Below are 11,739 nucleotides of genomic sequence, written 5' to 3' on the forward strand. Positions count from 1 at the left end.
GTAGAGGGTTATGCTACTTTTTCTATGATTGACTTCGTAGATATTACGTGTTTGTGGAGACCTAACTCTTTTGGTTTTAAGCCTATTGCAAGACCTATAAGCTGTGGTAAGTGTAAAACAGGCATACCTATATTTACACCTATCTTTTCTTCTGCCTCTGGTTGCATAGCATCAAGTTGTGTATGGCAAAGAGGACAAGGTGTTACCATAAAGTCTGCTTTTTGTTTTTTTGCTGCCTGTGTATCCATAGCTGTAAGTCTTAGGGTTACTTTATCCTCAGCTGACCAGAATGAGTGGAAACCACAACAAGCTAGTCTTGCTTCGTGGTCTACAGGGTTTCCTCCTAGAGCTTCTATTAGCATCTCAATAGATTTTGGATTGTCAGGGTCTTCGTATCCTATCAAGTAAGGTGGTCTTATGATGTGGCAACCGTAAAACGGTGCTATGTTAAACTCTTTCAAAGGTCTTACTACCATAGATTTTAATTTATCTAAACCTACCGCATCTATAACTTCCCATAGAAAATGGGTCACTTCAATAGTTCCTTTATACTCTAAACCTACCTCTTTTAAAACTTCGTTTACTGCCTGTCTTACTTCTGGATTTTTGTCTAACTTAAACTTTGCTTCTCTTAGCATTAATGTACAGGTATTACAGATTGTAAGCATGTCCAGTCCAAGCTCTTCTGCCAGTGCAAGGTTTCTTGCGTTTATAACAAGGGACATAAACTCGTCTTTTTCTTGGACTGCTCCGGCTCCACAGCATGTTGCAGCTTCAAGTTCTATAAGTTCCATTCCTAATTTTTCCGCTACAAGTTTTGTTGAGTCATACAGCTCTGGTGCAACTCCTTTTGCTGAACATCCTGTATAAAAAGCATACTTTAACATCTTTTTTTACCTCCTTTTAGGCCTTTTGCTCTTTAAGTTTTTTTGATTTTCTCTTGTCTTCGTATACAGTTTGGACGTCTGGAATAATCTTTATTTTAACTTTGTCTTTGACCTGTCTTGCTTTATCCATTATTTTTTGTACTTCTTCGTGTCTTTTTACTTTGTGTCCTCCAAAGAAATCTGCTATGTTTACCTTTCCTTTAAAGAACATTCTTATTCCAAAAGGTGCTCTCTTTGCAGCTCCAAGTAGTCCTTCCTGTCTCATAGGAAGTAGCATCTCATTTAAAAGACCTCTGTTGTAGATATCTTTTTCAAATATCTCTGCGTGTATCTCTCCTGGAGATTTAAAACCTTCTTCTGCGGCTATTATTCTTGTTCTTATGATGTTTTCGTAAGGTTGGACTTCTTTAGGACATCTTGTTGTACACTCCATACATCTTACACACCACTCTAAGTTGAACTCTTTTAAGACTTCCTCTAATCTTTCTCTTTTAGCTCCGTCCCTTGAATCTGCTATAAATCTGTAAGCTTTTGATATAACCATAGGTCCTAAGAAGTCTTTGTTAACTTTTAGAGCGTTACAGTCTGACATACAGCTGTTACATAAAATACAGTCAGATGCGTAGTCTATCTTTTGATGGTCAAATGGGTCTTGTCTATACTCTTTACCATCAGCAGGAGGAGGTTCTTTTGGTATAAACCAAGGTTTAATTCTTTTGAGTTTATCAACAACCCAGTCCATATCGTATATTAAATCTTTTAACGGTTTTATATTTCCAACTGGTTCTACAACTATCGTATCCGTTTGATATTTATTTAAAATGTAAGTCACCTGAACCTTACAGGCCAAAGTTGCATGGCCGTTAATTCTCATAGCACATGAACCACAGATAGCAGCCCTACAGTTATAACGGAATGATATGGATGGGTCTTGCTCTTCCTTTGCTTTAAAAAGTGCTGCCAGTACCGTCATTCCCTTTTCTACTGGAAGTTTGTAAGTTTTGTAGTAAGGCTCACTGTCTTTTGTAGGGTCATATCTAAAGACTTTTAGATTGAAAAACTCCATACTACTTCACCTCTTAAAAAAATTTACTCTACTATATTTAAACATATTTTCATATAAAATCAAACAGCATTTTATTTTTTAATACCCCATTTTTTTAGCTTCATTCCACAGGTCATCCATCTCTTGTAAACTCATATCATCTAAAGATTTTCCCATCTGTTTTGCCTTTTCTTCTATGTAGTTAAACCTTTTTATCATTCTGTCTACTGATAGATGGAGAGCTTCTTCAGGGTCTATTTTCATAAACCTTGCTAAGTTTGTAATAGCAATTAAAAGGTCTCCGATTTCATGTACTTTTTCTTCTTGAGTTTTTGCTTCTTTTAACTCTTGGAGTTCCTCTTCTACTTTTTTCCAAACTTGGTCTATGTTTTCCCACTCAAAACCTACCTTTGCAGCTCTGTTTTGAACTTTAACAGCTCTGGTTAAAGCAGGCATTCTTTTTGGGATTCCATCTAATATAGACTTTTTCTCTTTCTGTTTTATTTTATGCCACTGGTCTAACACTTCTTCTTCAGTTTTCACTTGAGTATCTCCAAAAACGTGTGGATGTCTTCTTATGAGTTTTTCTATGAGATTTTCTATTACTGTGTTAATATCGAAGGAGTTTTCATCTTTTTTTATCTGGCTGTGAAATACAACCTGAAGTAAAACATCTCCAAGTTCTTCAATCATTTTTTCGTTATCGTTTTCTTCTATTGCTTCTAACAGTTCGTAAGCTTCTTCTATCAGGTTATTCTTTATTGATTGATTTGTCTGCTGTCTATCCCATGGACATTCTCTTCTTAATCTTTCCACTATATCAACTAATTTTTGAAAATTTTCTCCTTCTTTTCTACACTCCATATTTTTCCACCTTTTAAAAAGTTATTTTAACTAATTTATGATATCAGAACAGAAAGGATAGATGACAATGTGATAGCTGATAGAAAAGGATAAAGAAAAAACTAAACTACCTTTACAAAAGTAGCTCCTTCCACAAACTCCTTTATTTCTGATGCTGGTTTTATAGAGATTGAGTCTGTGTGTAATAAAGCTTTAACAAACTCAGCGTTTAACCTGTGTCCACCTTTAAATGAGTAGATTTCTCCTATTATTGGATATCCAAGTAAGTATAAATCTCCTACTAAATCTAAAACTTTGTGTCTAACAGGTTCATCTTCAAACCTTAAACCTTCTTGGTTTAACACTGTGTTGTTGTGAAAAACGATAGCATTTTTTAAAGAGCCACCTTTTGCAAGACCCATATTTTTTAGATACTCTACCTCTTCTAAAAAGCAGTAAGTCCTTGCTGAAAATAGACCTTTGTAAGACTCTTTATCGTTTGGCATGTAAGTAAAGGATCTTTTACCTATGATTGTGTTATTGTAATCAGCTTTGTAAGTAAATTTCATTATATTTGAAGGTCTTCCTTCTATGTATTTATCTCCTTGGTTTATATAAACAGGATTTTCTAAAACTGCGTAAAACTTTTCTTCGTTTAAAGTCTGTATACCTGCACTTTTAATTGCGTCTACAAACTCTTTACTACTTCCATCTAATATAGGAAGTTCTTCTTCATCTACCTCTACATAGATATTATCTATTGCCGTAAAATAGAGAGCTGCCATAAGATGTTCAACTGTTCTGATTACAACACCGCTTTTCATTAATGAAGTAGAGTACTCAAAACTGTGGGCAAATTCTATTTTTGCAGGTATAAGTGTATTTTTTCTTATGAAGTTAATTCCTTCATTCTTTTTAGCTGGATAAAGTTTCACTTTTACTTTCTTTCCTGTATGTAATCCTACTCCTTCTATTACAACAGGTTTTTTTATCGTTCTTTGAAATTGGCAAATCATATTAATCTCCTACTATGATTTTCAAAACAGTGTAGGCAAAATTTATGCCCAAGCTATTTTCTTAAAAATGCTATTATATTGTAGTAGAGTGTTTTGCAGTTTTGCAAATTTTCCAAAAGGTGAGAAAATGCTTAATATAGAGTTTTTAAACGAAAAAGCCACAAAGGTAAACAGTGCCTTAAAAAAAGTATCTAAAATACTTGAGATGGGAGAAGATGCGTTTTTAAAAACTCCCATGTATCCTGATAGAGTAAAGTACTATCTTATAATACTTTACGATGAGCTTGAAGCTATAGCCTGTCATATTTTATCTAACATACATAACGAAAAGATAAAAGAAAACTGTTTAGAAAGACTATCCCAAGAAGGTGTATTTTCAGAGAAGTTAAATAGATTACTTCAAGACTTTACAAAGTTTAAGGTAAATCTATTTGAAAGTGGTTTTAACTACTCAGAAAGGGAGCTCTACTATCTGTCAAAAGAGATTGTAGATACTTTAAATTCTTTATTTTTAAAGGAATTATCACAAGTAGTCAAACAGTTGAAGGAAAAACAGCCAAAGCTTGCAATTCCTGTTAACTTAGTTAAACTAAACCATCATGCATCTGTAATAAAAGGTGAGATAAAGAGACTTGAACCTTTTAAGAAAATGTCAAAAGAAGAGTTTTTAAAAAGTAGTTTTGCAATTGATAGAAGCCGTTATTTTTTGGTAGTTGCAATAGATAGTGCATTGTGGATATGTAGACACGTATCAAGGCAGATAGGTTTAAAGCCAAGTAAAGACTGTTTTAAAGGTTTAGGAGGAAATAACGTTATATCTCAAGATATTGCCCAGAAGTTGTCAACTATTTCTTCTTTAAGGGACACTTTGGCAGACCCTACAAAAGAAGTAGATAGAGAGTTTTTATACAATCTTGTAAATTCAGAGTTTGAAGATATTACTAACAGATTTATTTTAGAGATAGCAAAATTTATCAAGTATGGGAAGAGAGAGTAGATATAGCTTTTTTTAAGATGTTTTCTACGTTGTTATCTTCTTTTAACAGTTTTCTAACAACTTTGTAAGATTGCTCTTTATCAAAACCTAAATTTGTTAGTGTTTTGACAAAATCTTGTATTAAGGAGTTTTCAGAAAAATCTACTTTACCTTTTAACTCAACTATTATTCTTTGGGCTGTTTTTTTACCTATACCTTGGACTTTTGTTAAACTGTCTACATCTGATTGGTCTAATATGTCTATAAACTCATCTATTGAGAAGTGTCCAAGTATAGCCAGTGCATGTTTTTCTCCCACTCCATGTATCTGGGTAAGTTTATTAAACAACTCTTTTTCTTCTTGTGTTTTAAAACCTATGACACGGATTTCTTCTTCTTTTACTTTTAAAATTGTGTATACTGTATCTTCGTCTGAGAATTTTTCACTGTCTGGGACATTAATCTTTATTCCAAAACCATCTTTTTCAACAATAATTTTATTTTTATCTACTTTTACAATCTTTCCTTTTATAAACTCAAGCATTTAAAAATAGCATCTCCTTTTTTCTAAGTTGACCACAGGCTGCGTCTATATCTCTTCCTTTACTCCATCTTATGAAGGTTGCTATATTGTTATCCCATAGTACTTTTTCAAAGGCTAAAACTCTACTTTCTTCTGGTCTTTCAAAATCAGAACCTGGATAAGGGTTAAATGGAATAAGGTTTACTTTAAATCTGTGTTTGTCTTTTTTAATAAGGTTTACTAACCTTTTAGCATCTTCAACTGTATCATTTACATTCTTTATAAGAACATATTCAAGGGTTATTCTCCAACCAGGTTTTAAGGGTAGTTTTCTAAGTAAATCCATAAGGTCTTCTAATGTGTTTGTTTGGGATATAGGCATAAGGTAAGACCTTTGACTTTGATGAGATGCGTTTAGCGATACAGCAAGTTTTACCTGTGGAAAGTCTTTATCTTCAAACATTCTCTTGATTTGGTGTAGTATTCCACTTGATGATATGGTTATCTTTCTATGGGAAAGTTTACACATATCAGGATGGGTAAATATTTGAACAGATTTTTTAACGTTGTCATAATTTGCAAGTGGCTCTCCCATTCCCATGTAGACAATGTTAGATATTCTGTTTTCTTCTTCATCTCCCAAAAATCTTTGAACGTTTATATATTGGTCTACTATCTCCGCTGTTTCAAGATTTCTTATAAGACCATCTTTTGTTGTGTAGCAAAACTTACACCCTACCGCACAACCTACTTGAGTAGATACGCATAGAGTTTTATGGTTTTTTTCGTTTATTAAAACTGTTTCTATAGTGTTTCCATCTTTCAGCTGCCATAAAAACTTGATACTACCATCAATTTTGGACTGTTGGTAAGTAAGTAGCTTTAATGAGTTTATTTCACATTTTTCTTTCAAAGTCTGCCTTATCTCTTTTGATAGGTCTGTCATCTGGTCAAAAGATTCAACTTTTTTATTGTAAAGCCACTTTGCAATCTGTTTTGCTCTAAATTTTGGCCATCCGTTTTCTACTACAAAATTTTCCAGCTCTTTAAAGTTAAGATTTTTTAAGTTAATCATTCTCTACAACTACCTCTTCCTCAAATTTTCCTTCTTCTAAAAAAAAGCTCCTATAAGACACTGCTCTTGCATTTTGAACACTTACTATAATATATGACATATCTTCAAGAGCGTAAAGCAGGTCTGTTTGAGATGGTCTGTCTGGATGGTCTGGATGGGAATGGTATATCCCTACTATCTGTAAACCTTTACTATCAGCGTAATTTTCTACTCTCATATAATCTTTTGGTGAGATATCAAATCTATCGTTAGCCCTTTCTTTATTTTGATTTTCTACCTGAATTATCTCAAATACTTCCCTTGAGTTTTTTTCGTAATCTTGTTTACCGATTAAAAAGCCACATATTTCGTATGGATATCCTTCTTCTGCTTGTTTTTTTATCTGTTGTATTAACTGTTTTTTTATTGTCAGCAAAGTGCTACCTCCAGTGTTTATTAATATTATAAAATAAAAAAAATAAAAAAGGGCTTCCCTTTGACGGGAAGCCAGGGGAGGGGATTTGGGAGGGGGGATAAATATAAAGTTAATGTTTTTGCAGAGATTTTCCAGATATAAAGTCAGGGTCTCTTGGAGGTAATTCTTTAACAATACCCATAGCAACTGGTAAACATTTTTCTGATTGAGCTTTTGTACATGAGTCTATACAGTTATAACACTCTATACAAGCAGCTATTCCTTTATAAAAGTCATTTATGTAAGCCATCCTTCTTGGGTCTAGCGCCATAGGACAGTTTTTCACACATTCTCTACAGTCAGTACAAGCATCTACATTTACTAATGTTGGTTTGTAAAGATGGTGATAAGGTGTTATTTTTTGGTAAATTCCTGTAGGGCAGAAAACTCTACACCATCTTTTACCTATGAAAAGTTCAAAGTAAAACATTCCAGTCATACCTAAAAATACAAGCCACATAGGTATAAAAGAAGGATTTGTTTTATAGAAGAAAACTCTTAAATCTGTAACCCAGTTTAAAAATAAAAGCGAAAAAAGTACTGATGTGATTAGGGTGAATACTATATAAGTAATCTTCTCTCCTGCTTTTGATTTTGGAGTCCACCACATTCTTCTAAATTTTTCTTGTAGTTCTGCAAACCAACCACCTGGGCATATCCATCCACAGAAAACTCTTCCAAGTATAAGGTTTAAAACTATAACAAGTATGGCAAATATACCTGCGGCAAATATTACTGGAGCAAGTCCTTCAGCTAAAGAAACAGGTTTACCAAAAATGAAAGATTGGTTTCTTGCTATATCTATTTTTACAATGTTAAATGTAGGAAGGACTATGAGTAAAAATATAACCGTTAAATACGCTATGTTTCTAAGAATTGTAAACTTATTTTTTTCAAAAAAGCTTGGTTGTGGACAACTTTGTCCTTGTGCCACTGTTGTTGACATAACCACACCTCCAGTTAATATTCACTAACTATTATACTCTTTTTCTAAAAATCTTCAAGAGATGGATTTACAGGTATAGTTCCATACTTTGCATCTTTAACTATCACTTTTCTCCCTTCAACTTTAACTCTACCTTCCAATATCCATTTTATTGCCTGTGGATATATCCTATGTTCATAAGAAAGAATCCTTTCTGATAAAGTCTCTTCTGTATCTTCTGGTAAAACTGGGACAGCTGCTTGAATGATAACAGGACCACTGTCTAAATCTTTAGTAACAAAATGAACAGAACAACCTGTAATAAGAGAGCCAAACTCTAAGGCTTGTTTTTGTGCATTTTTACCTTGAAAAGCAGGAATTAAAGAAGGATGTATGTTTACAATTTTTCCTTCAAAAGCATCAATAAACTCATCACTTAATATCCTCATATAACCTGCTAAAACTATTAGGTCTGGCTTTTCTTTTTTAATAAGTTCTGCAATGTATATGTCGTATCCTTCCCTTGAAGAGAAAAAGGAGGGGTCTATAAACTTGGTTTTTATTCCATGATTTTTTGCTATCTCTAAACCTTTAGCCTCTTTTTTGTTAGATAAGACTAAAGATATTTTTGCATTTATCTTTCTACTTTCGATAGCATTTATTATGGCTTTTAGGTTAGAACCTCTTCCAGATATAAGTACTACTAAGTTTTTCAAAGTATCTCCCTATACGATATTAACTGATTTTTCTCCTTCTTCTATATATCCTATTATGAAAGGTTTTTCTCCTAAATCTTCAAGTATTTTGATAGTTTCTTTTTCATCTTTTTTATCTATAGCTATAATCAAACCTATTCCCATATTAAATGTTTTATACATCTCTTCTTTTGGTACATTTCCTTCTTTTTGTATCCATTTAAATATAGGTAAAACTTCCCATGAACCTTCTTCTATAACTGCTTTAAGACCATCTTTTATAACTCTTATTAAGTTTCCGGGAATTCCTCCACCTGTTATATGGGCAATGGATTTTATATCTATCTTTTCTGCCAGAGTTAAAACAGTGTTAACGTATATCTTAGTTGGTGTTAAAAGCTCTTCTCCTAAGGTTTTACAAAACTCTTCAAAGTAATCTTTATAGTCATATCCCTTTATCTCTACAATCTTTCTAACTAAAGAGTAGCCATTACTGTGAATACCTGAAGATGTAAGACCGATTAAAATATTTCCTTTTTCTGTTTTACTTCCATCTAACATCTTGTCTTTTTCTACTATCCCTACTGCAAAACCTGCAAGGTCGTACTCTCCTTCATCGTACATTCCAGGCATTTCTGCGGTTTCTCCACCTACCAAAGAACATCCTGCTAATTCACATCCTTTTGCAATACCTTTTATAACTTCTACAGCTGTTTGTGGTTTTAGTTTTCCTGTTGCAAAGTAATCAAGGAAAAATAAAGGTTTTGACGTTGTAGTGATTAAATCGTTAACACACATTGCCACAAGGTCTATTCCTATTGTGTCGTGTTTATCAAGGATTTGAGCTATTTTAAGTTTTGTGCCCACTCCATCAGTTGAAGAGGTTATAACAGGGTTTTTGTACTTTAAGATATCTAAAAGATATGCTGAAGCAAAACCACCAATCGGTGTTATTACATTTTTTGTAAAAGTCTTTTTAGCGTATCCTTTAATTTCTTCTACAAACTTATCAGCTTTTTCTATGTCAACTCCAGCATCTTTGTAAGTCAGCATCTTCTACCCCTTCTTTAAAATTTAAAAATCCAGATTAAAGAGTGTAAAGTCATCCAGCTGTAAATCCCTGCCATAACATCATCTACAACTATTCCCACACCCATAGGATACTTTTCAAGAGCTTTTATTGGAGGAGGTTTTACTATATCTACTATCCTAAAAATTATAAAACCCAAGATAAAGTAAGTTAATGCTTGATTTAACTGTATTTTAGAAGGGTCTATACCCAACATTGTAATCATATACCCAGCTACCTCATCTATACTTACAAAGGAAGGGTCTTTATCATTGTAAATCCTGCTAACTTCGTAAGAAGCCCATATACCTATAAAAATAACAGACAACGTTATAGATATTTGAGCCATTAAACCTTTGTCCCAGTATAGGTAAAAAAAAGGTATTGCACCTAACGTTCCTACAGTACCAGGAGCTATTGGAAACTTTCCTAAGTAGAAGGATGTAGCTAAAAATAAAGCAATTTTGTCTTTTAGGCTCATTTTCACTCCGATGTTATTTAAAATAGGATATAATTATATCATATCGGAGGTGAGACTATGGACGTAGGTACTTGGTTTCCCATCATAATCTTAGGAATGGTTATATTCACTTTTGTTATTTTCGGGATTTTCGTTTATTTAGACAGAGATAAAGAGTGATGCATAGGTTTTACTTTATAACAGATAGAAAAAAGTTTAAAAAACCTTTTTTAGATACTGTAAAAGAAGTTTTAGAAAAAGGTGTAAGACTTATTCAAATAAGGGAAAAGGACTTACCTGATGATGAACTATACAAGTTAGCAGAAAGTGTTTTAGAGATATCAAAAGGTTATGATGCTAAAATTTTTATAAATTCAAGGGTTGACATAGCTTATATGTTAGGGTTAGACGGTGTTCATCTTACCTCAAGAAGCGTTCCTGTAAGTGTTGTTAAACGAAAATTTCCTGATTTAATAGTTGGTAAATCTTGCCATAGTGTAGAAGATGTTTTAAATGCTGAGGATGAGGGAGCTGACTACGTTTTCATATCTCCTATTTTTGAAGTAGAGGGGAAAGGAAAACCAATTGGTATAGAAGGATTAAAAAAGGTTTTAGAAGTTGCTAAGATTCCTGTTTATGCCCTTGGAGGTATTAACAATTCCAATGTTGAAGAAATACTTAAAACTGGTGTCTATGGAGTAGCAGGAATAAGATTATTCTTATAAACGAGGTAAAACAGTTGTCTATTGAAAAATCTCCTCATGACTGGTTTTTTAAGATGATATTTAGTCAAAAACAGAATGTAGAATCTTTCTTAGAGATATTTTTACCTCAACTTTATGAATGCATTATTCCAAACTCTTTAAAACTTTCTGATACAGAGAAATTTTCTAAAAAGTATAAAAAATTTTTCCTTGATTTAGCATTTGATTGTAAACTTAAGGATAAGGAAGGAAACACAATCGATGGACAGATATACATAGTTTTTGAGCATAAATCTTACCCAGATAAACATACTCCATCCCAAATCTCATTTTATAAATCAGTTATGATGGAAGAAGATGAGAGACTATCAAGACCGTATAGACCTGTTATACCAATAGTTTTTTATCACGGAGAAAAAAGTTGGAACATACCCACAGACATACCTCAACAGTTTAATACTTTAGGTAATTTGGAAAAGTACTTACACTCTTTAAGTTATATACTTTTCGATGTATCTAAAGTAGATGAGAGTTTCTTGATAGAAAAGATTTATTTGAATGCTTGCTTAATTTCTGGAGTGTTTACTTTAAAAAATATTTTCAAAGACCTAAAATACCTAAGACCTGTATTGGAAAAACTTATCCTTGATGATGTGAAAGACTGCCTTTATATTATTATCGACTATACAGTAATAGTTAAAAAAGATTTAGAAACAATAGAGAAAATATTAGAAGAGATAGGAGGTGAAGAGAAGATGATGACTCTAACAGAAAAATGGAAGATGGAAGGACTAAAGAAAGGTATGGAAGAAGGACTACAACAAGGCCTACAACAAGGACTACAACAAGGCCTACAACAAGGTCTACAACAAGGTCAAATCTTAGATGCTCAAGATTCTATCATTGAGATATTAGAAGCCAAGTTTGATTTTGTTTCTGAAGATTTAAAAAACAAAGTAAAGTCTATCAATGATTTAACAGTATTAAAAGATTTAAGAAAAAGAGCTGTAAAGGTTAACAGTATTGAAGAATTTATAAGTATCCTAAAAGAAAAACAGGAGTAGTAC

General features: G+C 32.8%; 14 protein-coding genes. 3 read left to right on the plus strand and 11 right to left on the minus strand.

Annotated features, from left to right (window positions below):
* Nucleotides 1-8 precede the first annotated feature (8 nt).
* The 4 genes from SULAZ_RS00590 to lpxC form a co-directional block, all read right to left on the minus strand.
* Nucleotides 9-887 carry a CoB--CoM heterodisulfide reductase iron-sulfur subunit B family protein gene (locus tag SULAZ_RS00590; RefSeq protein ID WP_012674095.1) on the minus strand — a complete coding sequence of 293 codons (879 nt, stop codon included), beginning with the start codon at nucleotides 885-887 and terminating at the stop codon, nucleotides 9-11.
* A 16-nt stretch (nucleotides 888-903) separates the two neighbouring features.
* Complete coding sequence (locus SULAZ_RS00595; RefSeq protein WP_012674404.1) at nucleotides 904-1,953, minus strand: succinate dehydrogenase/fumarate reductase iron-sulfur subunit; 1,050 nt, start codon at nucleotides 1,951-1,953, stop codon at nucleotides 904-906.
* A 78-nt stretch (nucleotides 1,954-2,031) separates the two neighbouring features.
* Nucleotides 2,032-2,796, minus strand: a complete 765-nt coding sequence (gene mazG, locus SULAZ_RS00600) for a nucleoside triphosphate pyrophosphohydrolase (protein WP_012675113.1) — start codon at nucleotides 2,794-2,796, stop codon at nucleotides 2,032-2,034.
* Between the two features lie 101 nt (nucleotides 2,797-2,897).
* On the minus strand, nucleotides 2,898-3,791 hold the full coding sequence (gene lpxC / locus SULAZ_RS00605; protein ID WP_012674103.1) for a UDP-3-O-acyl-N-acetylglucosamine deacetylase: 894 nt from the start codon (nucleotides 3,789-3,791) through the stop codon (nucleotides 2,898-2,900).
* A gap of 127 nt (nucleotides 3,792-3,918) precedes the next feature.
* Between lpxC and SULAZ_RS00610 the strand changes: the two genes are divergently transcribed.
* The gene (locus SULAZ_RS00610; RefSeq protein WP_012673871.1) at nucleotides 3,919-4,788 is read left to right on the plus strand and encodes a DUF86 domain-containing protein; all 870 of its coding nucleotides are present in this window, start codon (nucleotides 3,919-3,921) and stop codon (nucleotides 4,786-4,788) included.
* On the opposite strand, the gene ruvA is transcribed toward SULAZ_RS00610, so the two are convergent.
* The 7 genes from ruvA to SULAZ_RS00645 form a co-directional block, all read right to left on the minus strand.
* The gene (gene ruvA / locus SULAZ_RS00615; RefSeq protein WP_012674842.1) at nucleotides 4,766-5,311 is read right to left on the minus strand and encodes a Holliday junction branch migration protein RuvA; all 546 of its coding nucleotides are present in this window, start codon (nucleotides 5,309-5,311) and stop codon (nucleotides 4,766-4,768) included. The two genes, SULAZ_RS00610 and ruvA, sit on opposite strands and share 23 nt — an antisense overlap.
* On the minus strand, nucleotides 5,304-6,365 hold the full coding sequence (gene rlmN / locus SULAZ_RS00620; RefSeq protein WP_012674378.1) for a dual-specificity RNA methyltransferase RlmN: 1,062 nt from the start codon (nucleotides 6,363-6,365) through the stop codon (nucleotides 5,304-5,306). Before rlmN ends, ruvA begins: the two co-directional genes overlap by 8 nt.
* Entirely contained in the window at nucleotides 6,358-6,780 is a 423-nt protein-coding gene (locus SULAZ_RS00625) for a M67 family metallopeptidase (protein WP_012673484.1), read from the minus strand. The genes rlmN and SULAZ_RS00625 overlap by 8 nt, the downstream gene beginning before the upstream one ends.
* A 109-nt stretch (nucleotides 6,781-6,889) precedes the next feature.
* The gene (locus tag SULAZ_RS00630; RefSeq protein WP_012674393.1) at nucleotides 6,890-7,765 is read right to left on the minus strand and encodes a 4Fe-4S binding protein; all 876 of its coding nucleotides are present in this window, start codon (nucleotides 7,763-7,765) and stop codon (nucleotides 6,890-6,892) included.
* 44 nt (nucleotides 7,766-7,809) lie between these two features.
* The gene (gene purN, locus SULAZ_RS00635) at nucleotides 7,810-8,460 is read right to left on the minus strand and encodes a phosphoribosylglycinamide formyltransferase (RefSeq protein WP_012673863.1); all 651 of its coding nucleotides are present in this window, start codon (nucleotides 8,458-8,460) and stop codon (nucleotides 7,810-7,812) included.
* A gap of 9 nt (nucleotides 8,461-8,469) precedes the next feature.
* Complete coding sequence (gene purM, locus SULAZ_RS00640; RefSeq protein WP_012673933.1) at nucleotides 8,470-9,492, minus strand: phosphoribosylformylglycinamidine cyclo-ligase; 1,023 nt, start codon at nucleotides 9,490-9,492, stop codon at nucleotides 8,470-8,472.
* Nucleotides 9,493-9,506: 14 nt separating this feature from the next.
* Nucleotides 9,507-9,989: a phosphatidylglycerophosphatase A family protein gene (locus SULAZ_RS00645; protein WP_012674917.1), complete on the minus strand. Its 483-nt coding sequence runs from the start codon at nucleotides 9,987-9,989 to the stop codon at nucleotides 9,507-9,509.
* Between the two features lie 158 nt (nucleotides 9,990-10,147).
* On the opposite strand from SULAZ_RS00645, the gene SULAZ_RS00650 reads away from it, so the two are divergent.
* Together SULAZ_RS00650 and SULAZ_RS00655 are read left to right on the plus strand one after the other, a co-directional pair.
* Nucleotides 10,148-10,693 carry a thiamine phosphate synthase gene (locus SULAZ_RS00650; protein WP_012674185.1) on the plus strand — a complete coding sequence of 182 codons (546 nt, stop codon included), beginning with the start codon at nucleotides 10,148-10,150 and terminating at the stop codon, nucleotides 10,691-10,693.
* A 14-nt stretch (nucleotides 10,694-10,707) separates the two neighbouring features.
* On the plus strand, nucleotides 10,708-11,736 hold the full coding sequence (locus SULAZ_RS00655; RefSeq protein ID WP_012674967.1) for an Rpn family recombination-promoting nuclease/putative transposase: 1,029 nt from the start codon (nucleotides 10,708-10,710) through the stop codon (nucleotides 11,734-11,736).
* Nucleotides 11,737-11,739 lie beyond the last annotated feature (3 nt).

This window comes from Sulfurihydrogenibium azorense Az-Fu1, assembly GCF_000021545.1.
Taxonomy (GTDB): Bacteria; Aquificota; Aquificia; order Aquificales; family Hydrogenothermaceae; genus Sulfurihydrogenibium; species Sulfurihydrogenibium azorense.

Excerpts from the sequence above, each read along its gene's own strand:
- SULAZ_RS00630 (WP_012674393.1), bottom strand. The coding sequence starts at position 7,765 with ATGTCAACAACAGTGGCACAAGGACAAAGTTGTCCACAACCAAGCTTT.
- SULAZ_RS00590 (WP_012674095.1), bottom strand. The coding sequence starts at position 887 with ATGTTAAAGTATGCTTTTTATACAGGATGTTCAGCAAAAGGAGTTGCA.
- SULAZ_RS00645 (WP_012674917.1), bottom strand. The coding sequence starts at position 9,989 with ATGAGCCTAAAAGACAAAATTGCTTTATTTTTAGCTACATCCTTCTAC.
- SULAZ_RS00610 (WP_012673871.1), top strand. The coding sequence starts at position 3,919 with ATGCTTAATATAGAGTTTTTAAACGAAAAAGCCACAAAGGTAAACAGT.
- rlmN (WP_012674378.1), bottom strand. The coding sequence starts at position 6,365 with ATGATTAACTTAAAAAATCTTAACTTTAAAGAGCTGGAAAATTTTGTA.
- mazG (WP_012675113.1), bottom strand. The coding sequence starts at position 2,796 with ATGGAGTGTAGAAAAGAAGGAGAAAATTTTCAAAAATTAGTTGATATA.
- lpxC (WP_012674103.1), bottom strand. The coding sequence starts at position 3,791 with ATGATTTGCCAATTTCAAAGAACGATAAAAAAACCTGTTGTAATAGAA.
- ruvA (WP_012674842.1), bottom strand. The coding sequence starts at position 5,311 with ATGCTTGAGTTTATAAAAGGAAAGATTGTAAAAGTAGATAAAAATAAA.
- SULAZ_RS00650 (WP_012674185.1), top strand. The coding sequence starts at position 10,148 with ATGCATAGGTTTTACTTTATAACAGATAGAAAAAAGTTTAAAAAACCT.
- purM (WP_012673933.1), bottom strand. The coding sequence starts at position 9,492 with ATGCTGACTTACAAAGATGCTGGAGTTGACATAGAAAAAGCTGATAAG.
- SULAZ_RS00595 (WP_012674404.1), bottom strand. The coding sequence starts at position 1,953 with ATGGAGTTTTTCAATCTAAAAGTCTTTAGATATGACCCTACAAAAGAC.